The sequence below is a fragment of the Streptomyces sp. NPDC001933 genome (assembly GCF_042890955.1).
Lineage (GTDB): Bacteria > Actinomycetota > Actinomycetes > Streptomycetales > Streptomycetaceae > Streptomyces.
Genome location: NZ_JBIASS010000019.1, coordinates 1 through 23,417 on the forward strand (window position 1 = coordinate 1; position 23,417 = coordinate 23,417).

Sequence of the window (23,417 nt, forward strand, 5' to 3'; positions counted from 1 at the left end):
CTGCAGGGGGGACCCTGTGGGAGAGTAGGACGCCGCCGAACTCCTTTTACGGGAAAGCCCCGTGTCCTTGTGGACACGGGGCTTTTCTGCGTTCTGCGACGGTCGACCGGGAAGCCCTTCCCGATGTGCGGCTCGGTTTGTTAGCAGTAATGGTTGGATGAGTTAGAGCCGCCCCGCGCCCTTCAGGGCGAGGTAGGCATCGGCGAGGGCCGGGGCAAGGTTGTCCGGAGCGGTATCGACAATCACCGCGCCATGACGCTGGAGCTGTTTTGCGGTGCGGAGTCGCCTTGTCTGGGCCTGTGCGCCTGCCGCAGCTTCGTAGATCGCGTCCACTGTGCCTCGCGAACCCGTCATCTGCTCGACATGCGGATCCGCCACAGAAGCCACCAGCACGGTATGGCGCTGGGTGAGACGACTGAGTACAGGAAGAAGACCTTCCTCTACGGGGGCTGCGTCCAGACCGGTGAGAAGCACGATCAAGGAGCGACGTGGAGCTCCAGCGAGCACGGCAGAGACGAGACCTCGGGCATCCGTTTCCACAAGTGCCGGCTCGACGGGCGCCAGGGCGTTGACCACTGCTGACAAGACCTCTCCCGCGGACCGGCCTTGGACCTGTGCGCGGACGCGGCGGTCGTAGGCAAGCAGGTCGACACGGTCGCCTGCACGAGAGGCAAGTGCCGTGAGAAGCAGGGCCGCGTCCAGAGACGCATCGAGACGGGGCACGTCACCGACACGCCCTGCCGAGGTACGGCCGGTGTCCAGGACGACGAGGATGTGACGGTCCCGCTCGGGGCGCCACGTACGCACGGCGACGGCGGACTGACGTGCGGTGGCCCGCCAGTCGATGGAGCGGGTGTCGTCGCCGGGCACGTATGGACGCAAGCTGTCGAATTCCGTGCCTTCGCCACGAGTGAGAACACTGGTGCGGCCGTCGAGTTCCCGGAGCCTGGCGAGACGGGACGGCAGATGCTTCCGGCTGGTGAACGGGGGCAGGACACGTACTGTCCAAGGGACCTGGTGATTTCCCTGCCGGGACACAAGCCCCAGCGGTCCGAACGAGCGGACGGTGATGCGCTCGGCCCGGCGGTCACCGCGCCGGGTCGGACGCAGGTAAGTGGTCAGCCGACGGCGTTCGCCCGCCGGGACCGTCAGTGCGTGCCGTGAGGAAGTCTGTTCCGTGCCTGTGGGCCAGCTGCTGGGAGGCCAGGCGTCGCGAAGGTGTGCCCGCAGCTTGCGACGGGAAGAGTTGGTTACGGTGAGTTGCACTTCGGCGGTCTCGTTGAGTCGAACGCTTGTGTCACCGGATCGGGTGAAATGGAGCGTTCGCACTGGTGCAGCCAGGGCGTAGTCGCAGAGAATTGCCAAAGAGAGCGGTGCGTTGACTGCCAGCATTCCGGTCCAGCTCGGGGCCAGGATGCCTACAGGGAGTGACCCCAGGGCGGCCAGCAGGGCGGTACGTCCGGTGAGGGCCACGGTCACCGCCTCATCGGGGTACGGGGACGTGGGCGAGGACGGCCGTGATGACGGAGTCGGGGGTGACACCCTCCATCTCCGCCTCGGGCCGTAGTTGGACGCGATGACGAAGTGTGGGGAGGGCCAGGGCCTTCACGTCGTCCGGAATGACATAGTCGCGGCCGGTGAGCCAGGCCCAGGCGCGAGCGGTCGACAACAGGGCGGTGGCACCTCGGGGAGAGACTCCGAGGGACAGCGAGGGGGATTCACGAGTGGCACGACAGATATCGACGACATAGCCGGCGATCTCGGGAGAGACCTTGGTCCGGGCGACCGCGTTTCGGGCGGCTTCCAGATCTGCCGGGCCGGCGACGGGGCGTATGCCGGCCGACTTGAGGTCACGAGGGTTGAAACCGTCGGAATGACGGTTGAGGACGTTGATCTCCTCCTCCCGTGAGGGCAGGGGCACCGTCAGCTTGAGGAGGAACCGGTCCAGTTGGGCCTCGGGCAGCGGATAGGTGCCTTCGTACTCGACGGGGTTCTGCGTGGCGGCTACGAGGAAGGGGTCGGGCAGTTGCCGAGGAGTTCCGTCGACGGTGACCTGGCGCTCTTCCATGGCTTCGAGGAGGGAGGACTGCGTCTTGGGAGGGGTGCGATTGATCTCGTCGGCGAGCAGCAGATTGGTGAAGACGGGGCCGGGCTGGAAGGAGAACTCGGCTGTGCGGGCGTCGTAGACCAGTGAGCCGGTGACGTCGCTGGGCATCAGATCGGGGGTGAACTGGACGCGCTTGGTGTCGAGTTCGAGTGAAGCGGCGAGGGCCCGTACCAAGAGGGTCTTGGCCACTCCGGGGACGCCTTCGAGGAGAACGTGGCCTCGGCAGAGCAGAGCGACGACGAGGCCGGTTACGGCCGGGTCCTGGCCGACTACGGCCTTGGCGATCTCAGAGCGCAGCGCTTCCAGAGATGCGCGGGCTGTGTCGCCGTTCCCGAGGGGCTCGGTGGTCTCGGCGGGCACTGGGGGCGGGGCGCTCATGACGTGCGTACCTCTCTTTCGAGGGTGTCGAGTTGGTCTGCCAGTCGGACGAGAGCGGCATCGTCGGACGGGGCGGGTCCGAAGAGCAATGTCTGGAGGCTGTCGTCCGTGCTGCCCAGGCGGGCGGAAACGGCGGGTACGAGTGTTGAGGGGGAGTGGGCGTCGCGTGGGGGGACGCCGATGAGTGGGGCGATGCGGGTCCGGGTGGCGGAACGCAGTGACTCGGCGGCCCGGTCGCGGGCGTTCGCCTTGCGGTAGAGGCGGGCCCGGCCTTCGGTGGATTCGGAGGCGCGGATGGCAACGGGCAGGCGCTCGGTCACCAGGGGGCCCAGTCGACGGGCGCGCCAGATGGCGGCGAGCACGGCGGCAAGGGCGAGTTGCAAGGTGCCCCACAGCCAGCCCTGGGGGATCAGGTCGGCGAAGCTGCGGTCGTCGAGGGCGCCGTCGCCTCCGGAACCCCCGTTCTCGGCGGCAGCGGACGTATCAGCGAGCGAGGGGAGGTACCAGACCAGATGAGGACGGGAACCGAGAAGTTGCAGGGCCAGGGAAGCGTTGCCCTGGTTGGCGAGTCTGTGGTTGTGGAGGAGGTCGGGGGAGCCGAGGAGCACGGTGTCACCCGCTCCTTGTTCGACCAGGAGCACGGTGGGGAGGCCGCCGCTCGGGAAGCAGCCGATGGTGTCGAGTCCGTCCGAGGCGTAGCGGAAGCCCCCCGTTTCGACGTCGCCGGCACTCCGGGCGGCGGGCAGGGAGCATTCGGGGGAGCGAGGGGTCACCGGTACGGCGGACTCCGCCCTGACGCCGGGGACCAGTGTTTGTACGGAAGACGGGCCCGCGGCGAGCAGGATGGTGCGTCCGGCCGAGGCGTCGGTCGCGGCACGGAGTTCGATCTGCTGGCGCGGTGCCAGCAGATTGGGGGAAGTGACGAGCAGCGTGGTGTCGGGGCCGACCTCGGCGGTGGCTTCGTCGAGCGTGGTGACCACGTGAACGGAGACGCCGCGTTCCTTGAGGAGTTCGGCGACGGCCCGGCTGCCGTAGCGGTCGGCGGAGCGTGGGTCGAGGAGGCCGTGCCGGTCACCGGAGCGGACGGTTGCCAGGGCGATTCCGGCGGCGATGAGCACGAGGAGGGCGAGAAGCAGACCGCGGATGCGGACCCAGACCTGGCGAGGGGTGAGGGCCGCCGAGGTGGAGGCGGCGGTGGCCCCGGTCATTCGGCTGCCCCCTGGGCCGTGGTTGTCAGGAGAGGCTTGGCGGTTTCGAGGTCGAGGTCCAGGGTTCTCAGGACCAGGTATGCCTGCTGGTCGGCGGTACGGCCGCCGTACGTGACATCGTCGAATTCCCTGGCGGCAGCGTGGAGTCGTGTCGCGTGTGCGGGCAGTGGCCGGCCGGCTTCGGCGGCGGCCTCGTCGGCTGTGCGCCCGGGGCGGGGGTCGAGCAGGGCGCGCTCCTCCAGGGAGCGGACGATGGCGCGCATCCGTTCCTGGACCGCCTCGTTCCAGCGTTGGGCGGCGGCGTGGGCCTCGGCGGCCTTCCGGTGTTCGGCCGCGCTGCGGGGGCTGTCGTCGAAGAGGGCGTCCGCGGATCGTACGGTGCGGCGCGGAGTGCCCAGTCGCCACCAGAGTGCGGCGACCAGGCCTACGACGATCAGTACGAGCACGACAAGACCTGCCGGGCCGCCCGGTGCGGCGCCGGACGCCGTGTCCAGGAGATCGCCGATCCAGTCCCAGAGCCGGTCCAGGCCCCGCTGGAGGAGGTTGGGATCGTTCTCGTGGTACATCGGTTTGGACAGTTCGTGCTTCGCTGCCCCGCGAGCGGGCCCACGTGGAGTGTCCACGGGTATGTCGCCGCTCGCGCGGATCAGTAGCCGTACTGCTGTGGTGCCCCCCGCCCCCGACACGGCATCAGCTCCTGGTGTCGTATCCGGGCAGGCCCGCCGCGCGGGCGAGCTCGAGGTCGAGTGCTTCGCGGCGGATGCGCTGGTCGATGTAGAGCAACGCCATCACGCCGGCGGACAGCGGGTACGTGATCGTCGCGATGATCACCTCGCCGATGCCGGAGACGATCAGGAAGGGCCAGCCGAAGTCCGTGGAGCCGCCCGTGAGGGCGGAGCCGATTCCGTCGCCGTCCACGGTCATCGCGATGAAGCCGAACGGGATGGTGATCACCACGGCCACGATGAGCGTCAGCAGCCAGGTCAGCGCCAGGATGCCGAAGGTCCGCCACCAGGCGCCCCTGACCAGCTTCGCGGAACGGCGCATGGAGGTGGTGATCGACTGCCGCTCCAGCATCAGGGCCGGCGAGGCGAGGCAGAAGCGGACCATCAGCCAGATGACGACGACGAACGCGACCATGAACCCGAGAAGGGCGAGCCCGGCACCTGCGGCGGAACCGAGGAGCATGCCCGGCAGCAAGCCCACCGTCAGGATGGCGGAGCTGATCAGGGCCAGCAGCAGGGTCAGCCCCAGCAGATGAAGAAGCCGGGGCCGGGCCTCGGCCCAGGCTTCGGAAAGCGTCACGGAGCGGCCCAGCACGGAGCGGCTGATCACCACGGTCAGCACAGATGTCGTGATCAGTGTGGCGATCATGGTGATGAGCAGGGAGGGCAGACTGCTGAACAGAGCCGACTGAGCCGATTCGGTGGCCTGCCGCAGAGCTTCCGAGCCGGTGGCGTTCGGGTCGATCCGCGGAGGCTCCGGCAGCAGGAACCGTTCCACGAGGATGGTCGCGATCTGGGCGATCACGGACACGGCGAGTGTGATGCCGAGGACCGTGCGCCAGTGGGCACGCATCGTGGAGACCGCGCCGTCAAGAATCTCGCCGACGCCGAGAGGCCGGAGAGGGATGACGCCGGGCTTGGCCGCAAAGGGCGGCTGTCCCCAGCCGGGGCCCTGAGGTCCGCCGCCCCAGCCCGCAGGGGGAGGCGGTGCGCCGGGACCGGAGCCGGGAGGGCTCGGTGGGGACCACTGTCCTGCGGGCGGCTGCGTGGGAGACCAGTTCCCTGCCGGGCCGCTGCCGTCGACGGGCTCGGAGGGCCGGGGGACACCGGCCCCCTGACCCTCGGAGGGGGCAGATCCGGGCGAGGCCCAGCCCGGAGTGTCGTTCATTCTCGCTCCTTCACGGTCCTGCCCGCTCATCGGGGCGGCAGGTTGGCAGCCATCGTGCCACGCGTTGCCCAGGTCTGGGCCGGGCGTTCCATCTCCTTCCGGCCTTCATTTGCGGGCGGCTCACCGGGCAGACTGGGCGGATGGCTGATCAGGACGCGCAATCGCCGGTGGGCATCGAGCCTCCCGCGCTTCCCGTACTTCGCTGGGCCGAGCCGCCGGAAGGCCCCGCTCTGGTGCTTCTCGACCAGACGCGACTGCCGGCGGAGGAAGCCGTGCTGGTGTGCACCGATGTGCCCGCGCTGGTGCGGGCGATTCGGACGCTGGCGGTGCGCGGCGCCCCGCTGCTCGGTATCGCGGGGGCCTACGGGGTGGCTCTCGCAGCCGCCCGTGGGGATGACGTGGCGGGGGCCGCGGAGCTGCTGGGGCGGGCGCGGCCCACCGCGGTGAACCTCGGGTACGGGGTACGGCGGGCCGACCGGGCATATCGGGAGGCCGTCGGGAGGGGGGCGGGTCCGGAGCGGGCCGCGGCGGTGGCGCTGGCCGAGGCCAGGGCGCTGCACCGGGAGGACGCCGAGGCCAGCGGGCGCATGGCGCGGTACGGCCTTGCCCTGCTGGACGAGCTGCTGCCCGGTGATGGTGGGCACCGCCTTCTTACGCACTGCAATACGGGGGCGCTCGTCTCCGGTGGTGAGGGCACCGCCTTCGCCGTGGCGCTCGCCGCACACCGGGAGAGGCGGCTGCGGCAGCTGTGGGTGGACGAGACGCGTCCGCTGCTGCAGGGCGCTCGGCTGACGGCCTACGAGGCGGCGCGCAACGCAATGCCGTACAGCCTGCTCACGGACAACGCCGCAGGTTCGCTGTTCGCCGCGGGCGAGGTGGATGCCGTGCTCATCGGGGCGGATCGCATCGCCGCGGACGGGTCGGTCGCGAACAAGGTGGGGAGCTATCCGCTGGCAGTGCTCGCGAAGTACCACCACGTACCGTTCATCGTGGTCGCGCCGACCACGACCGTGGATCTGGACACCGCGGACGGAGCGTCGATCGTCGTCGAGCAGCGGCCGGGGGTCGAGGTGACGGAGCTCACATCGCCGCGGGTCGGAGTGGCGGGCGAGTCCGCCGGCGGAGTGCTCGTGGCACCGGCTGGAACCCGGGCGTACAACCCCGCGTTCGATGTCACGCCGCCGGAGCTGGTCACGGCGATCGTCACGGAGGAGGGTGCGGTTTCCCCGGTCACGAGGGCCGGACTGGCAGAGCTGTGTGCCAGATCATCGCAGGTAACGATTAGCTAATGGGATGATGTCGATTATGAAGGGACGCGTCCTTGTCGTCGACGACGACACCGCACTGGCCGAGATGCTCGGGATTGTGCTGCGTGGTGAAGGGTTCGAGCCGTCGTTCGTAGCGGACGGCGACAAGGCACTTGCCGCATTTCGTGAGGCCAAGCCGGACCTGGTCCTGCTCGATCTCATGCTGCCCGGTAGGGACGGCATCGAGGTCTGCAGGCTGATCAGGGCCGAGTCGGGTGTGCCGATCGTCATGCTCACTGCCAAGAGCGACACGGTTGACGTGGTGGTGGGTCTGGAGTCCGGGGCCGACGACTACATCGTCAAGCCGTTCAAACCTAAGGAGTTGGTTGCCCGGATCAGGGCACGTCTGCGGAGGTCCGAGGAACCGGCGCCGGAGCAGCTGGCCATCGGGGACCTGGTCATCGATGTGGCCGGTCACTCGGTGAAGCGGGAAGGGCAGTCGATCGCGCTCACCCCGCTGGAGTTCGACCTGCTGGTCGCGCTCGCCCGTAAGCCGTGGCAGGTCTTCACCCGTGAGGTGCTGCTGGAGCAGGTGTGGGGATACCGCCACGCCGCCGACACCCGGCTGGTGAATGTGCATGTCCAGCGACTGCGTTCCAAGGTCGAGAAGGACCCGGAGCGGCCGGAGATCGTGGTGACCGTCCGAGGAGTCGGTTACAAGGCCGGACCGAGCTGAGATGCCCCCGAGTAGCGCTGCTCCGCAGCCCGGGGAGCCGGGAGCCCGTGCGGAGCGGGCTGCCGGTCCAGGACACAGGGCGTTCCGGATCGGGCGCCTTCTGCAGGGCGGCCGGTTGTTCCACGACCGGGCGCCCGGTGGTCCTGTGCCGCGATTGCTGATGCGTTGGGTGCGGCGTCCGCTGCTGCCCGCCGTACGGCTCTGGCGGCGCAATCTCCAGCTGCGCGTCGTCGCGGGCACGTTGCTCATGTCGCTCGGTGTGGTGCTGCTCCTCGGGCTGGTCGTGATCGGTCAGGTGCGCAACGGCTTGCTCGAAGCCAAGGGAAAGGCCGCCCAGACGCAGGCGGCCGGCGGTTTCGCCGCGGCCCAGGAGAAGGCGAACGCCCCGCTCACCCCTGGTGGGCAGGGCGGCGACGCGGCGGACGGTGCCACTGCCAACAACTCCTGGCGGACCGAGCTCGTCGACCAGCTCGCCAGCGGCGGCAAGAACGCCTTCAACGTGGTGGCGCTCAGCGCCGACGAGGGAACCCGTGCCCCACGCGGCTCGGGCAGCGTGGAGGCGGTGAGTATTCCGCAGCGCCTGCGGGATGCGGTGAACAAGGGGTCCGGGGCGTTCCAGACGTACTCCGAGATCCAGTACGCGAACGGGCAGCAACCGCAGCCCGGACTTGTCGTGGGCAAGCGGCTCTACGACAACGACCACAATCCGTATCAGCTCTACTACCTCTTCCCGCTGACGCAGGAGGAGAAGTCGCTGACCCTGATCAAGACCACGCTGGCGACCGCTGGACTCTTCGTGGTCGTGCTGCTCGGGGCCATCGCCTGGTTCGTGGTGAGGCAGGTCGTCACGCCCGTGCGCATGGCGGCCGGAATCGCGGAGCGGCTCTCCGCCGGCCGGCTCCAGGAGCGGATGAAGGTCACCGGCGAGGACGACATCGCCCGTCTCGGTGAGGCATTCAACAAGATGGCGCAGAACCTGCAGCTGAAGATCCAGCAGTTGGAGGAGCTCTCCCGGATGCAGCGGCGCTTCGTCTCCGACGTCTCCCACGAGCTGAGGACCCCGCTGACGACCGTCCGGATGGCCGCCGATGTCATCCACGAGGCCCGCAGCGACTTCGATCCTGTGACGGCGCGCTCCGCGGAGCTGCTCGGGGACCAGCTCGACCGGTTCGAGTCGCTGCTCTCCGATCTGCTGGAGATCAGCCGCTTCGACGCGGGGGCCGCGGCGCTGGAAGCGGAGCCGATAGATCTGCGGCAGGTCGTACGACGGGTGATAGGCGGGGCCGAGCCGCTGGCCGAGCGGAAGGGCACCCGGATCAGGGTGGTCGGCGACGAGCAGCCGGTGATCGCGGAGGCCGACGCACGACGGGTCGAGCGCGTCCTGCGCAACCTGGTGGTCAACGCCGTCGAACACGGCGAGGGCCGCGACGTCGTGGTGCGGATGGGGGTGGCCGGAGGCGCGGTCGCCGTGGCCGTCCGGGACTACGGGGTGGGGTTGAAGCCGGGCGAGGCGACGCGGGTGTTCAACCGATTCTGGCGGGCGGACCCGGCCCGCGCGCGGACGACCGGCGGTACCGGTCTCGGGCTCTCCATCGCGGTGGAGGACGCCCGGCTGCACGGCGGCTGGCTCCAGGCGTGGGGTGAGCCCGGCGGCGGTTCGCAGTTCCGGCTGACTCTGCCGCGTACGGCGGACGAGCCGCTGCGCGGATCGCCGATACCACTGGAACCCGAGGACTCCCGTCGTAACCGGGAGAACCGTGAGCGGGCCGAGGCCGCGCCGAAGGCCGGGAGCGAGCACCGGCTGACGGCGGTGCCGACCCAGCCCGGCAGCAACGACAGATCCGCGCTGCCCGTGCCGTCCCGCACCCCGGTGGTTTCGCGGACGACGCCGGCCTCGGTGCATCCGGCGGCCCTTCCGGGGAGCGGCGCACGGGTGGTCGCGCGTCACGCCGAGGACCGGTCGGGCGGCGAATTCGACACTGCGGTGCAGGACCCGGAGCGGGGGGACACGAATCGTGGGGACTGACCGTCGCAAGGACGGCCAAGGACGCGTGCCGGCGCTGTTCGCGCTGCTCGGGTGCGGTGTTGTGCTGCTCTCCGCGTGCGGCTCGATGCCCGTCACCGGGGACGTCAAGGCTGTCGACGCCTCGCAGCCGGGCGACTCCCAGGTGCAGGTCTACGCCGTCGCGCCACGTGACAACGCCACGCCCAACGAGGTGGTCGACGGCTTCCTGGAGTCCATGACCAGTGATGACCCGCAGTTCAGGACGACCCGCCGGTACCTGACGAAGAAGGCGGCCGGGACGTGGAAGCCGGACGCGGTCACCACCGTGCTCACCAAGGCGCCGAACCGGAACGACCGCCCCTTCCGTGACAGCGACCGCAACGTCACCGACGTCACCTACACACTGACCGGCGAGAAGGTGGCGACGGTCGACGAGCAGAGCGCCTATCAGCCGCTCGCGCCCACCGACTACAACGAGACCCTGCACCTGGTGAGGGAGAACGGACCGGGCGGCAGGGAGTGGCGGATCGACCACGTGCCGGACGGTCTGCTGCTCGGGCAGTCCGACTTCAGGCGTCTCTACCGCTCCGTCAACAAGTACTACTTCGCGGCGGGGCGGTCCGAGGGACAGCCGACGCTGGTCGCCGACCCCGTCTATCTCCGCAGCCGGACGGACCCCGTCACGGGGATGGACACCGTGACACAGTCCGTCCGCAGCCTCCTCGCGGGGCCGACCAGTTGGCTGCAGCCCGTGGTCGCATCGCGGTTCCCGCCCGGCACGGCGCTGAAGAAGGGGGTCACTTCGCTGGCGCCCGACGACCGCAACGTACTGAAGGTCCCGCTCGACAAGAACGCGGACGGCGTCGGGCAGCGCTCCTGCCGCATGATGGCCTCGCAGATCCTCTACACCCTGAGGGACCTGACGTCCGCCCGGGTCGAGCAGGTCGAACTCCAGCGTTCCGACGGCTCCGCGCTGTGTCTGCTCGGAGCGGACCAGGCGGAGGAGTTCGCTCCTGACGGTTCGTCGAGTGGGCCGGACAGCCAGTACTTCGTCGATGACAAGGGGCATGTGCAGCGAATTCCCGGCAGCAACAAGGGCAGTGGGACTCCGGAGGCGGTGGCCGGTCCGCTCGGCGACGGACCGGTGCGGATGGGCACGGTCGGTGTGGCCAGGGACGAGCAGTCGGCGGCGGCGGTCTCGCGTGACGGGGCGTCCTTGTACGTGTCGTCCATCGTCTCGGACGGTGAACTTCCCGTGGCCTCGGTGACCAGTAGGTCCCACGAGGTGAAGAACCGTCTGTCGGCGCCGAGCTGGGACGGCCGGGGCGACCTGTGGGTGGCCGACCGGGATCGTGACAGGCCCAGACTGCTGAGGCTGGTCGGGGGTACCGGAGCGCCGGAGGAGGTCGCCGTGCCCGACCTGGACGGCGGGCGGATCGAGGCGCTGCGCGTGTCCGCGGACGGAGTGCGGATCGCCCTGCTGGTGACCCAGGACGGCCACAACACGCTGAAGATCGGCCGCATCGAACGGCGTGGGCGGGAATCGGCGCAGCAGGTTTCGGTGGTGGAGCTGCGCCAGGCCGCGCCGCAGCTGACGGACGTGACCGCGATGTCGTGGTCGGGTCGCAGCCGCCTCGTGGTGGTCGGCAAGGAGCAGGGCGGCGTTCAGCAGGTGCGTTACGTGCAGGCGGACGGCTCGACATCCGCATCGGGCGTGCTGCCCGGGGTGAACCAGGTGCTGTCGGTCGCGGCGGCGGACGACGAGCAGCTCCCGCTGATGGCGGCGACGTCCAGCGACGGGATCGTGAAGCTGTCGCCCGGTGACAACTGGCAGACGGTGGTCAAGGCAGGCTCGTCACTGGTCTACCCGGGCTGAGAGCCGCCCCGCGGACGGGAGCCGCAGGCCGGCCCGGGGCGGGAGCCGCAGGGCCCGGTCCGCGTTTTCCACAGGGGTGGCCCGGTCGCTCCGGGAAGCGCACAGTGGAGTCATGCGGGGGTGGTGGCGGGAGATCTCCGGCCTGGTGCTGCCGGTGTCCTGCGGCGGTTGTGGCAGGACGCGTGTGCAGCTGTGCGAGGAATGCCGGGCGGAGCTCCATGGCGGGGCACCGCGCCGGGTGAGGCCCGTTCCTCAACCGCCGGCCCTGCCGGTGGTGCATGCGGCCGCCGCGTACGAGAACGCGGTACGTGCGGTGCTGCTCGCCCATAAGGAGCGGGGCGAGATGGGGCTGGCCGGAGCGCTCGGCAAGGCGCTGGCGGGTGCCGTGCGGGCCGGGACGGGGCATGTGGGTGTGGGCGGCCCGCTGCTGCTCGTGCCGGTGCCGTCGGCGCGGCGTGCGGTGGCGGCACGCGGCCACGATCCGACGCGCCGGATCGCGCTGGCCGCGGCGGGTGAGCTGAGACGCGGCGGCACCCCGGCCCGGGTGGTCGCGGTGCTGCGGCAGCGGCGTGCGGTGGCCGACCAGGCGGGGCTGGGCGCCGGTCAGCGGCTGGCGAATCTGGCGGGGGCGCTGGAGGTCGTGGCCGGGGGCGAGCGGCTGCTCGCGGCCGGACGGGTGGTGCTGGTGGACGACCTTCTGACGACGGGTGCCTCGCTCGCCGAGGCGGCCAGAGCGGTGGCGGCGAGCGGGCACGCCGATGGCGTCCCCGGCAGCGGGCAGGCGGCCGTTGTCGCAGTATCTCCGTCGGCCTTCGAAATAAACCGGAACTGTCAATGAACTTGCATCGTTGCAGGTAGTGAGTGAGAAAAACGTCCCGAACGGAGGTACGTGCGAGTAGCGGGTGCCGACATCCGGCCGAGCAGGCTATGTTCGGTTGTGAGGAATGGTGAATGCCGGACCTCGATGAATGCACCGCCAGGTTTCGGGCAGGCGAAGCACCAGTAGTCCAGAAGCTGGGAATTCGGTGGGGCGGAGACCTTGCCGATGGGGGAGGAGGAGGTGGAAGTCACCGAGTCCGCGGCTCCGGTTGTCACCGGGGCCTGGTGCAAAAGGGAGATGCTCCGCCGCTGAGCGGAGCGATCCGGGAACGGAGTTCTGCGTGGACATCGTCGTCAAGGGCCGCAAGACCGAGGTGCCCGAGCGGTTCCGCAAGCACGTGGCCGAGAAGCTGAAGCTGGACAAGATCCAGAAGTTCGACGGCAAGGTGATCAGCCTCGACGTCGAGGTGTCCAAGGAGCCGAACCCCCGTCAGGCCGACCGTTCCGACCGGGTGGAGATCACGCTCCGCTCGCGTGGTCCGGTCATCCGGGCTGAAGCGGCCGCAGGCGACCCGTACGCAGCGCTGGACCTGGCCACCGGCAAGCTGGAGGCGCGGCTGCGCAAGCAGCACGACAAGCGCTACAGCCGCCGCGGCAATGGCCGGATTCCCGCTGCCGAGGTCGGCGAGACCGTGCCGGGGGCGGCGTCGTTCAACGGCGAGGGCGATCTGATCGCCGATGAGTCGGCCGATTCCGTACCGACCACGAGGTTCGGCTCGCTGGAGGTTCAGGGCGAGGGCCCGCTGGTGATGCGCGAGAAGACGCACGTCGCCGCACCGATGTCGCTCGACCAGGCGCTCTACGAGATGGAGCTGGTCGGGCACGACTTCTATCTGTTCGTCGACTCCGAGACGAAGGAACCCAGTGTCGTCTACCGGCGGCATGCCTATGACTACGGTGTCATCCACCTGAGGACCGACCCGCTGGCCGCCGATGAGGCGGGCGGCGCAGGCGGTGCGCTCGGCGGCTGACGCCACGCTTCCGCGGTGCCCCTGGAGCGCCTGTGCGCCCCCAGGGGCACCAGCGTGCGGCCACAGGATCACCGCTCTGACGTCCAGGCATGGAATCATGGCGTCCCAGGCCAATCGGTGCTCTGTGAACTGCCGTTGGCGGACCGTGTGAACTTCAGGCCATGGCCTTCAGGGGGAGGAACGATGGCGGACGCCTTCGGGCCCGTGCGCGATGCGAATGACGCCGACGACATCGGCGGTGCCGGTACCGCCGCGGACAGCGGTTTCCACAGGGAGCCGATCAGGGTCCTCGTGGTGGACGATCACGCGCTCTTCCGCAGAGGTCTGGAGATCGTCCTCGCCCAGGAGGAGGACATCCAGGTCGTCGGCGAGGCGGGTGACGGGTCGGAGGCGGTCGACAAGGCCGCCGATCTGCTCCCCGACATCGTGCTGATGGACGTCCGGATGCCCAAGCGCGGCGGCATCGAGGCCTGCACGGCGATCAAGGAGGTGGCCCCCAGCGCGAAGATCATCATGCTGACGATCAGCGACGAGGAGGCCGACCTCTACGACGCGATCAAGGCCGGTGCCACCGGCTATCTCCTCAAGGAGATCTCCACGGACGAGGTGGCCACGGCCATTCGCGCGGTCGCCGACGGGCAGTCGCAGATCAGCCCTTCCATGGCGTCCAAACTGCTCACCGAGTTCAAATCGATGATCCAGCGGACCGACGAGCGCCGACTGGTGCCGGCGCCCCGGCTCACCGACCGGGAACTTGAAGTCCTCAAACTCGTTGCAACGGGCATGAACAATCGCGATATCGCGAAGGAACTGTTCATTTCCGAGAACACCGTGAAGAACCACGTCCGCAACATTCTGGAGAAGCTGCAGCTTCACTCCAGGATGGAAGCCGTGGTCTATGCCATGCGGGAGAAGATCCTGGAGATCAGGTGACCCGGCCGGGAAGGCGCGGGTCACCCGGCAAAGGGCCGGTCGGGGGCACGGGAATGTGTGCTCAGGCCAGGGCGCGGGCGATTTCCTGAGCGAGCGGTCCGCGCAGTTCCGGAGCGTCGACCCGCTCCAGCCGGACATCCGTACAGCCGACCCAGGACGCCGCCTCCACCAGTGCCTCGGCCATCGGCGCCACGGCCTTCCTGCCCGCCAACGACACCTGCCGGGCGACCAGCGTGCTGCCCTCGCGCGCCGGGTCGACGCGGCCCTGCAGCTTTCCGCCCGCCAGCAGCGGCATCGCGAAGTATCCATGGACCCGCTTGGGCTTGGGGACGTAGGCCTCCAGCCGGTGGGTGAAGCCGAAGAGCCGCTCGGTGCGCGCCCGCTCCCAGACCAGCGAGTCGAACGGCGACAGCAGCGTCGTACGGTGCCGCCCGCGCGGCTCCGAGGCCAGTGCCGCCGGGTCCGCCCAGGCCGGCTTGGCCCAGCCCTGCACCGTCACCGGTACCAGCCCGGAGTCGGCCACCACCGCGTCGAACTGCTCGGCCTTGAGCCGGTGGTAGTCCGCGATGTCCGCGCGGGTGCCCACGCCCAGGGACTGCCCCGCGAGGGCGACCAGGCGTCGCAGGCACTCCGCGTCTTCCAGATCGTCGTGCAGCACGTCGTCGGGCAGGGCCCGCTCGGCGAGGTCGTACACCCGCTTCCAGCTGCGCCGCTCGGTGCACACCACCTCTCCGTACATCAGGGCGCGCTCGACGGCGACCTTCGACGCCGACCAGTCCCACCACTCCCCGCCGTTCTTCGCGCCGCCCAGCTCCGTGGCCGTCAGCGGGCCCTCGGCGCGCAGCTGCTTGATCACCGTCTCGTACGCGCCGTCCGGCAGGTCGTGGTGCCAGTGCGGGCGGGAGCGGTAGGCGCGGCGGCGGAAGGCGAAGTGCGGCCACTCCTCGACCGGCAGGATGCAGGCCGCGTGCGACCAGTACTCGAAGGTGCGGCCGCCCGACCAGTACGCCTCCTCGACGGTGCGCCGGCCGACCGCGCCGAGGCGCGCGTACGGAATCAGCTCGTGCGACCGCGCGAGCACCGAGATCGTGTCCAGCTGTACGGCGCCGAGATGGCGCAGCACGCCCGGAACCCCGGCCCTGCGGTCCGGTGCGCCGAGGAAACCCTGGGCGCGCAGGGCGATCCGGCGCGCCTGGTCGGCGGAGAGTTCAACGGCGGGAGGCGGCACAGGCGTCATGCCCCGAACCCTAGGGGCAGGCACTGACAGCCGGCCGGGGCTCCTGTGGAACCCCGGCCCGAAGGGTCAGGGAGCGGGCAGATAGGTGTCGGCGCCCGGCAGGCCGAGGTCGGACGGGAGCAGTGCACCGATCCAGGAGTCGCGCCGTACACCCTTGTTGAGCAGGCCCGACCGCTGGACGCCCTCCATCAGGAATCCGGCCTTCAGCGCCACGGTGCGCGAGGGGGCGTTGCCCACCTCGGCGCGCCACTCCAGCCGGTCGCCGCCCAGTGCGGTGAAGGTCCAGCGGGCGGCGCAGAGCACCGCCTCCGTCGTGTAGCCGCGGCCCCGGTGCTCCCCGGCGGTCCAGAAACCCACCTCGTACGTGCCCGGCAGGTTGCGGCGGTTTATGCCGAGGGCGCCGGTCAGGGCCCCGGTCTCGCGCAGGACCACCGCGAAGTTGTACATGGAGTCGTCGTGCCAGCCGCCGGGAGACAGCTTTCCCGCGAAGAATTCCGCGTCCGCGCGGCTGTACGGGGAGGGCACGACCGTCCACCGCTGGATATCCGGGTCCTGACAGGCGGCGTGGATGGTTTCCGCGTCGCTTTCGGCGAAGGGGCGCAGCAGCAGGCGGTCGCTGGTCAGGGTGATCGGCTCCATGCAGGGATTCTGGGGAGGGAGTGCTCGGGAAGCGAACACTTTTCGGACTTCCCGGCACCTTCGGCGCTCCCCGGCCGTTGAATCGGATGGGGACAGCAGGGCCAACGCGGCGGCAGCCCTCCCGGGGCGGCGGGGTCCTCGCTTACGATGGCCGTTGCGGTGGGGCCCACCTGCCGTGCCCGCGCCAGAGTCCATAACACGACCCAGTGCCAGGCCCGACCGGCAAGGAGACCAGCCTCAGTGTCCGTCTTCAACAAGCTCATGCGTGCAGGCGAAGGCAAGATCCTGCGCAAACTGCACCGCATCGCGGACCAGGTCAGCTCCATCGAAGAGGACTTCGTCAACCTCTCCGACGCCGAGCTGCGGGCGCTCACCGACGAGTACAAGGAACGGTACGCGGACGGCGAGAGCCTGGACGACCTGCTCCCCGAGGCATTCGCGACCGTCCGTGAGGCCGCAAAGCGGGTCCTCGGACAGCGCCACTACGACGTTCAGATGATGGGCGGCGCAGCCCTCCACCTCGGCTATGTGGCCGAGATGAAGACCGGCGAGGGCAAGACCCTGGTCGGCACCCTGCCGGCGTACCTCAACGCGCTCTCCGGCAAGGGCGTGCACCTGATCACGGTCAACGACTACCTCGCCGAGCGCGACTCCGAACTGATGGGCCGTGTCCACAAGTTCCTCGGTCTGACCGTCGGCTGCATCGTCGCCAACATGACGCCGGCCCAGCGCCGTGAGCAGTACGCCTGCGACATCACGTACGGCACGAACAACGAGTTCGGCTTCGACTACCTCCGCGACAACATGGCGTGGTCCGCCGACGAGCTCGTCCAGCGCGGCCACAACTTCGCCGTGGTCGACGAGGTCGACTCGATCCTCGTCGACGAGGCCCGTACGCCGCTGATCATCTCCGGCCCGGCCGACCAGGCCACCAAGTGGTACGGCGACTTCGCCAAGCTGGTCACGCGGCTGACCAAGGGCGAGGCGGGCAACCCGCTCAAGGGCATCGAGGAGACCGGCGACTACGAGGTCGACGAGAAGAAGCGGACCGTGGCCATCCACGAGCCCGGTGTCTCGAAGGTCGAGGACTGGCTCGGCATCGAGAACCTCTACGAGTCGGTGAACACGCCGCTCGTCGGGTACCTCAACAACGCCATCAAGGCGAAGGAACTCTTCAAGAAGGACAAGGACTACGTCGTCATCGACGGCGAAGTCATGATCGTCGACGAGCACACCGGCCGTATCCTCGCCGGCCGCCGCTACAACGAGGGCATGCACCAGGCGATCGAGGCGAAGGAAGGGGTGGACATCAAGGACGAGAACCAGACCCTCGCCACGATCACCCTGCAGAACTTCTTCCGCCTCTACGGCAAGCTCTCCGGCATGACCGGTACGGCGATGACCGAGGCAGCCGAGTTCCACCAGATCTACAAGCTCGGCGTGGTGCCGATCCCGACCAACCGGCCGATGGTCCGTGCCGACCAGTCGGACCTGATCTACCGCACCGAGGTCGCGAAGTTCGCCGCGGTCGTCGACGACATCGCCGAGAAGCACGAGAAGGGCCAGCCGATCCTGGTGGGCACCACCTCGGTCGAGAAGTCCGAGTACCTCTCGCAGCAGCTCTCCAAGCGCGGCGTCCAGCACGAGGTCCTCAACGCCAAGCAGCACGACCGTGAGGCGACGATCGTCGCCCAGGCCGGCCGCAAGGGCGCGGTCACGGTCGCGACGAACATGGCCGGACGAGGCACCGACATCAAGCTCGGTGGCAACCCCGACGACCTCGCCGAGGCGGAGCTGCGCCAGCGCGGCCTCGACCCCGTCGAGCACGTCGAGGAGTGGGCGGCCGCGCTGCCCGCCGCGCTGGAGAAGGCCGAGCAGTCCGTCAAGGCGGAGTTCGAAGAGGTCAAGGAGCTCGGCGGGCTGTACGTCCTGGGTACCGAGCGGCACGAGTCGCGGCGTATCGACAACCAGCTGCGCGGTCGTTCCGGCCGTCAGGGCGACCCGGGCGAGTCCCGCTTCTACCTGTCGCTCGGTGACGACCTGATGCGGCTGTTCAAGGCCCAGATGGTCGAGCGCGTCATGTCGATGGCCAACGTGCCGGACGACGTGCCGATCGAGAACAAGATGGTGACGCGGGCGATCGCGTCGGCCCAGTCGCAGGTCGAGCAGCAGAACTTCGAGACGCGTAAGAACGTCCTGAAGTACGACGAGGTGCTCAACCGGCAGCGTGAGGTCATCTACGGCGAGCGGCGCCGGGTCCTGGAGGGCGAGGATCTGCAGGACCAGATCCGCCACTTCATGGACGACACGATCGACGACTACATCCGCCAGGAGACCGCCGAGGGCTTCGCGGAGGAGTGGGACCTGGACCGGCTGTGGGGCGCGTTCAAGCAGCTCTACCCGGTGAAGGTCACCGTCGACGAGCTGGAGGACGCGGCCGGCGACCGGGCCGGGATCACGGCCGAGTTCATCGGCGAGTCCATCAAGGACGACATCCACGAGCAGTACGACGCGCGCGAGAAGCAGCTCGGCTCGGACATCATGCGTGAGCTGGAGCGGCGTGTGGTGCTGTCCGTCCTGGACCGCAAGTGGCGTGAGCACCTCTACGAGATGGACTACCTCCAGGAGGGCATCGGCCTCCGTGCCATGGCGCAGAAGGACCCGCTGGTCGAGTACCAGCGCGAGGGCTTCGACATGTTCAACGCCATGATGGAGGGCATCAAGGAGGAGTCCGTCGGCTACCTGTTCAACCTGGAGGTCCAGGTCGAGCAGCAGGTCGAGGAGGTGCCGGTGCAGGACGAGGCCGAGCGGACCTCGCTCGTCAAGGAGGACGCCGTGCCGGCGGCGCGTCCGGAGATCCGGGCCAAGGGGCTCGATGCTCCGCAGCGTCCGGACCGGCTGCACTTCTCCGCTCCCACGGTGGATGGGGAGGGTGGGGTCGTCGAGGGCGACTTCTCCAACGGTGAGGGTACGGCTGGGGTCGGGGCCGAGTCCGATGGGCTGACCCGGGCGGAGCGGCGCAAGGCCCAGAAGAATGGCGGGGGCGGGCGGCGCCGTAAGAAGTAGCGGTAGCGGCAGGCGCCGGTGACGTCTTTGGACGTCGTTGCGGTGGTCGGGTCGTAGTTGGGTTGTAGCCGGGGTCGGGCGCGCGTGGATTGGGCGTCCGGCTCCGGTTTCTTGGTTTGCGGGTAGTGGGGGGTGAGGTGGGGGTGGGGGTGCGTTCGGTGGGGGTGTGTTCGGTGTGGGGCGGGTCGTGTCGGGTCGGGCCGGGTTGTGGGCGTGTGCGGTGGGGTGGGGGTCGCTGCGCGGGGCCTGTCCCCTCCCCGCCCCTTCCCGAAACCGGGGCTCTGCCCCGGACCCCGCTCCTCAATCGCCGGAGGGGCTGAGAAGGGGCCAGGGGGGCGAGGGGCTGCGAGGGGCCATGTGGGGTTGGAGCCTCTGGGCGGGGGCGAGGAGGAGGGGGTGTGGGGCTGAGAGGGGCCTGGGACGGAGCTGTGGCGGCCCAGGCGTCGAGATGAGCTGGATGGGGCCTGGCAGGGCCGGGCGGGGCCGAGGAGGGCTGGGGCGGGGCTGAGAGGGGCCTGGGGCAGGGACGGGCGGCCCAGGCGTCGAGATGGGCTGAGTCGGGCCTGGTAGGGCCGGGGCGGGGCTGAGCGAGGCCAGGGCAAGGCTGAGGAGGGACAGGTTGAACCCGGGCGTCGCTGAGCGGGGCCAGGCAGGGCCAGGTGGGGCTGAGGGAGTGCTGGGATGGGTCTGGTAGGACCGAGGCAGACCTGGTAAGGCCGGGGCGGGGCTGAGGTGGGCCAGGCAGGCCGAGTCGGCCCAGGCGTCGAGACGGGATGAAGTGGGGCCAGGCTCGTCTTGAGCGGGGCTCGTTGGCCCCACAGAGACGGAGCCAGTGGCCCCACCTCCCTCGAACGGTCGGACGACCGTTCCCCCGGTCCTCGGACGGCCTCTTCTCGCTGGCTGCGCTTGTGCGCGGACCACCGGCAGCCCGTCGGTCGAGCGCTTGGCGGAGCCAGAACAGCCCGGCGGAGACGCCAGGCAGGACCGCGCGGGGCGGAAGAGGGCCGGGACGGGGTCGAGGAGGGCCGGGCAGGCCCTCGGTGGGGCTGAGGAGGCCGGGCAGGGCCTGAGTGGGCCCAGGCGCCGAGGTGTGGCCAGCGAGAGGCCACGCAGGACCGGGGCGGATGGAGGGGCCACGTAGGACCCGGACGGGTGAAGGGGGCCGAGGGGCCGGGCAGGCCCAGGTGGGGGCCAGGTGGGGCTGGAGGGGTCGGAGGGGGCCAGGTGGGGTCGAGGAGGGCTTGGTGGGGGGCAGGGGGGCAGGAACCGGGTGGGGTAGGGATTTGTGGGCTCTCCCTGTCGGCCGCCCGCCCTCCCGGGGGCCGCGGGGGCTGGGGGAGGGCGGAACGGGGTGGGTGGAGGTGGGTGGGGTTGGTGGTTCTTGTGTTGGGGCGGTTCTGTGCCCCGTCTTGTTTCGGCGTTCCTTTCTTGGGTCCTTGCGTCTGCCGGCCTCGGCCGGGCTAGCGGGGCTGGGCCGTCCGCAGGTGTTCGTCGCCGAGTTCCACTGCCGCGCAGCGCCAGCGGAGGTCGGTGCCCTGTTCCAGGCGGAAGGCCATCGCGCGTACCTGTTCGCCCGCCGCGATGCTCGCGAAGGCCTCCACCACGCCCGGGGCCGGCTGGGCGCCGTGGCACATGCGGATGACGGGGCGGGCGCCGCGGGCCCTGAGGGGGGTGCGTGGGGCCAGTTCGGTCAGCTGGTCGTAGGCCTCGCCGATGGTGTGACCGAGCATCCAGTGCACCGGGCGCTGGCCGCTGAGGACCGCCAGGAGGCGGTCGGCGAACCAGTGGTGCGGGCGTACGCGCCGGGGAGCCCGGGTGCGCTGGGGTGGTACGGCTTCGGGCCTGCGCTGGTCGCGTCGTCCGGCGGGCCGGGTCCTGTTCGTGCTCATCGCTCATCGCCCCCGTGCTTCAGAGGCCCGGTGAAATACCGGGCGGTAACTTCTGCTGTGGACCTTCTACGGCGACGGCCGAGGAGGCCGCAAGCGGCACGGGAGCGGCGGGAGCGACCGGGAGGAATCACCTATCCGGGTGATGAGGCCGGTGTCGGGCGGGGTGTGAGGCGGGCGCGAGGAGGGTGAGGGGTGGTTGCCGGGTGGACGGGGCGGCATCGGTGCACGTGACCCCAAAGGGGGACGTCACACGTATCCTGAGGGCGTTTCCGACTACGAAAGCGGCCCGGCCATGCGCGTGTACGTCCCCCTGACCCTGTCCGGTCTCGCAGCGGCGCACCGGGCGGGCGAAATCGGTCCCGGTCCGCTCACCGCGTACGCGGTGACCCCCGCACTGCGCGAGTGGTACGTCTCGGACGACATCGAGGAGCTGGAGTACGCGGCGCTCAACCGGGCCGCCTCCGCCTCGCTGCGCATGATCGCGCAGAACCCCGGCGCGGTCCGCAGGCGCGTCGTCATCGCCGTCGAGGTGCCGGACGGTACGGCCGTCGCCGACCCGGACCACAGCCTGGACCCGTCCTCGCTCGGCGAGGTGCGGATCGCGTCCCCCGTGGCGCTCGCCAGGGCCGCCGCGGTGCATGTCGACGCGGACGACGCGGAGAAGGACGTCACGGCGGCGGCCGCGGCGCTGGGGGCGGCGGACCTCGGGGACGACGACGCGCAGTTCACCGTGGACGGCGCCGAGGACCACGAGCTGCTCTGGTTCGGCATCCAGGAGATTCCGAATCTGATTCCCTGAGGGCCGATCGCCAGAGGGGCCGATCGCCCGAGGGCAGAGGCGAACGGGTGTCCTAGGGGGCGGGTACTTTCTATGCATGGGGAAGCAAGGGAAGCACCGTACTCATCTGGTCTGGGACTGGAACGGCACACTGCTCGACGACAACGACGCGGTCATCGGCGCGACCAACGCCGCGTTCGGTGAGGTCGGCCTGGCGCCGATCACCCTTGAGCAGTACCGCGAGATGTACTGCATCCCGATACCCCGCTTCTACGAACGGCTGATGGGCAGGCAGCCCACGGAGGCCGAGTGGGAGCGGATGGACGGGATCTTCCACCAGCACTACACCGAGCGGCGGGCCGCCTGCGGGCTCACCGAAGGGGCCGAGGAGCTTCTCACCCAGTGGCAACTGGGCGGGGGCAGCCAGTCGCTCCTGAGCATGTACGGCCACGACCAGCTGGTCCCCGTGGTGCGGGGGTACGGCATCGAGCGGCACTTCCTGCGGGTCGACGGGCGCACCGGGCCCTCCGGCGGCAGCAAGGCCCGCCACATGGAGCGGCACATCGCCGCGCTGGACGGGATATCCGCCGAGTACACGGTGGTCATCGGCGACGCGGTGGACGACGCCGTGGCCGCGGCCCACGTCGGGGCGAAGGCGGTGCTCTACACCGGCGGGTCGCACAGCAGGGCCAGCCTGGAGGCGGCCGGGGTGCCGGTGGTGGACAGTCTGGCCGAGGCCGCGCAGCTCGCCGAGCAGATCGCCGGGTGAGAAGCGGGGGCCCGGCGGGAGCGTCAGGTCGTCACCGGGGCCTTTGTGCGGAGGATCTTCAGGAACTCGCGCATCCACGCCGAGTGGTCCGGCCAGGCGCGGGAGGAGACCAGTACGCCGTCCACCACCGCCTCGTGGTCCTCGAAGGTGGCGCCCGCCGTCTGCATGTCGAGCTCCAGCGCGGGATACGCGGTGACGTGCCGGCCGGTCAGCGCACCGACCGCCGCGGTCATCAGCGGACCGTGGCAGATCTGGGCCACCGGCCGGTCGGAGTCGAAGAACGCCTTGAGGATCTTGCGCAGCTCGGGATCGTTGCGCAGATACTCGGGCGCCCGGCCGCCCGGGACGACCACCGCCACGTAGTCCCCGGGGTCGACCTCGGAGAACGCCAGGTCGGCGGGCCAGGTGTAGCCGGGCTTCTCGGTGTACGTGTCGAAGCCGGGCTCGAAGTCGTGGACCACGAAGCGGAGCGTCTTGCGGGTGGGGGCCGCGATGTGGACGTCGTACCCCTCCTCGCGCAGCCGCTGGTAGGGGTAGAGGACTTCCAGGGACTCGGCGGCGTCGCCGGTGACGATCAGGATCTTCGGTGCCATGGCGGGGCTCCCACGGTTCGTCGGCCTGTTCCGCCTACCAGAGTGCGGCAATACGGACGCGCGCGCTGTCCAGAGTGTCAAAGTTCGGGTCCATCTTTTTACACAAACGGCTCGTGACGGTCATGGGGGCAGCCGATATAGCCTGGACCCCGTGATCAGCGCGATACGCCTCGGGGGCAGCGAAGCCCCCGGTCTGCGCCCGGAGTGCCACAG

19 protein-coding genes are annotated in these 23,417 nt (G+C 69.9%); 10 read left to right on the plus strand and 9 right to left on the minus strand.

Annotated features, from left to right (window positions below):
• Positions 1–162: 162 nt before the first annotated feature.
• From ACFYY7_RS34360 to ACFYY7_RS34380, 5 genes are read right to left on the minus strand one after another with little or no spacing between them, the layout of a single operon-like run.
• Positions 163–1,473: a DUF58 domain-containing protein gene (locus ACFYY7_RS34360; RefSeq protein ID WP_388667882.1), complete on the minus strand. Its 1,311-nt coding sequence runs from the start codon at positions 1,471–1,473 to the stop codon at positions 163–165.
• 10 nt (positions 1,474–1,483) lie between these two features.
• A complete protein-coding gene (locus ACFYY7_RS34365) occupies positions 1,484–2,485 on the minus strand; it encodes an AAA family ATPase (protein ID WP_388667756.1) in 1,002 nt (333 codons plus the stop codon).
• Positions 2,482–3,693, minus strand: coding sequence for a DUF4350 domain-containing protein (locus ACFYY7_RS34370; RefSeq protein ID WP_388667757.1), 1,212 nt, complete (start codon positions 3,691–3,693; stop codon positions 2,482–2,484). Before ACFYY7_RS34370 ends, ACFYY7_RS34365 begins: the two co-directional genes overlap by 4 nt.
• Positions 3,690–4,379: a DUF4129 domain-containing protein gene (locus ACFYY7_RS34375; protein ID WP_388667758.1), complete on the minus strand. Its 690-nt coding sequence runs from the start codon at positions 4,377–4,379 to the stop codon at positions 3,690–3,692. The genes ACFYY7_RS34370 and ACFYY7_RS34375 overlap by 4 nt, the downstream gene beginning before the upstream one ends.
• A gap of 4 nt (positions 4,380–4,383) precedes the next feature.
• Positions 4,384–5,586, minus strand: a complete 1,203-nt coding sequence (locus ACFYY7_RS34380) for a hypothetical protein (protein WP_388667759.1) — start codon at positions 5,584–5,586, stop codon at positions 4,384–4,386.
• A gap of 140 nt (positions 5,587–5,726) precedes the next feature.
• On the opposite strand from ACFYY7_RS34380, the gene mtnA reads away from it, so the two are divergent.
• From mtnA to ACFYY7_RS34415, 7 genes are all read left to right on the plus strand, one after another.
• Positions 5,727–6,875, plus strand: coding sequence for an S-methyl-5-thioribose-1-phosphate isomerase (gene mtnA / locus ACFYY7_RS34385; RefSeq protein WP_388667760.1), 1,149 nt, complete (start codon positions 5,727–5,729; stop codon positions 6,873–6,875).
• Positions 6,876–6,879: 4 nt separating this feature from the next.
• A complete protein-coding gene (gene mtrA / locus ACFYY7_RS34390; protein WP_187438793.1) occupies positions 6,880–7,569 on the plus strand; it encodes a two-component system response regulator MtrA in 690 nt (229 codons plus the stop codon).
• Between the two features lies 1 nt (position 7,570).
• Entirely contained in the window at positions 7,571–9,595 is a 2,025-nt protein-coding gene (gene mtrB / locus ACFYY7_RS34395) for an MtrAB system histidine kinase MtrB (protein WP_388667761.1), read from the plus strand.
• Positions 9,585–11,450, plus strand: coding sequence for an LpqB family beta-propeller domain-containing protein (locus ACFYY7_RS34400; RefSeq protein WP_388667762.1), 1,866 nt, complete (start codon positions 9,585–9,587; stop codon positions 11,448–11,450). The genes mtrB and ACFYY7_RS34400 overlap by 11 nt, the downstream gene beginning before the upstream one ends.
• A gap of 112 nt (positions 11,451–11,562) precedes the next feature.
• Positions 11,563–12,288, plus strand: coding sequence for a ComF family protein (locus ACFYY7_RS34405; protein ID WP_388667763.1), 726 nt, complete (start codon positions 11,563–11,565; stop codon positions 12,286–12,288).
• A 322-nt stretch (positions 12,289–12,610) separates the two neighbouring features.
• Positions 12,611–13,300, plus strand: a complete 690-nt coding sequence (gene hpf / locus ACFYY7_RS34410) for a ribosome hibernation-promoting factor, HPF/YfiA family (RefSeq protein ID WP_266732488.1) — start codon at positions 12,611–12,613, stop codon at positions 13,298–13,300.
• A gap of 183 nt (positions 13,301–13,483) precedes the next feature.
• Positions 13,484–14,233, plus strand: coding sequence for a response regulator (locus ACFYY7_RS34415; RefSeq protein ID WP_388667764.1), 750 nt, complete (start codon positions 13,484–13,486; stop codon positions 14,231–14,233).
• Between the two features lie 61 nt (positions 14,234–14,294).
• Here ACFYY7_RS34415 and ACFYY7_RS34420 read toward each other — a convergent pair whose 3' ends face one another.
• The gene (locus tag ACFYY7_RS34420; protein WP_388667765.1) at positions 14,295–15,470 is read right to left on the minus strand and encodes a winged helix-turn-helix domain-containing protein; all 1,176 of its coding nucleotides are present in this window, start codon (positions 15,468–15,470) and stop codon (positions 14,295–14,297) included.
• A 66-nt stretch (positions 15,471–15,536) separates the two neighbouring features.
• A complete protein-coding gene (locus tag ACFYY7_RS34425; RefSeq protein WP_388667766.1) occupies positions 15,537–16,109 on the minus strand; it encodes a GNAT family N-acetyltransferase in 573 nt (190 codons plus the stop codon).
• Between the two features lie 240 nt (positions 16,110–16,349).
• Here ACFYY7_RS34425 and secA point away from each other — a divergent pair, with 240 nt between their 5' ends.
• Positions 16,350–19,175 carry a preprotein translocase subunit SecA gene (gene secA / locus ACFYY7_RS34430; protein ID WP_388667767.1) on the plus strand — a complete coding sequence of 942 codons (2,826 nt, stop codon included), beginning with the start codon at positions 16,350–16,352 and terminating at the stop codon, positions 19,173–19,175.
• A 1,460-nt stretch (positions 19,176–20,635) separates the two neighbouring features.
• Here the strand turns inward: secA and ACFYY7_RS34435 are convergent.
• A complete protein-coding gene (locus tag ACFYY7_RS34435) occupies positions 20,636–21,064 on the minus strand; it encodes an Rv3235 family protein (RefSeq protein WP_376628278.1) in 429 nt (142 codons plus the stop codon).
• 292 nt (positions 21,065–21,356) lie between these two features.
• Between ACFYY7_RS34435 and ACFYY7_RS34440 the strand changes: the two genes are divergently transcribed.
• Both ACFYY7_RS34440 and ACFYY7_RS34445 read left to right on the plus strand, forming a co-directional pair.
• Positions 21,357–21,863 (plus strand): DUF6912 family protein, encoded by a 507-nt coding sequence (locus ACFYY7_RS34440; protein WP_388667768.1) that lies wholly within the window; start codon positions 21,357–21,359, stop codon positions 21,861–21,863.
• A 76-nt stretch (positions 21,864–21,939) separates the two neighbouring features.
• Entirely contained in the window at positions 21,940–22,611 is a 672-nt protein-coding gene (locus tag ACFYY7_RS34445) for an HAD hydrolase-like protein (RefSeq protein ID WP_351257016.1), read from the plus strand.
• A 23-nt stretch (positions 22,612–22,634) separates the two neighbouring features.
• Here ACFYY7_RS34445 and ACFYY7_RS34450 read toward each other — a convergent pair whose 3' ends face one another.
• Positions 22,635–23,204: a DJ-1/PfpI family protein gene (locus ACFYY7_RS34450; RefSeq protein ID WP_351257019.1), complete on the minus strand. Its 570-nt coding sequence runs from the start codon at positions 23,202–23,204 to the stop codon at positions 22,635–22,637.
• Positions 23,205–23,417: the final 213 nt, after the last annotated feature.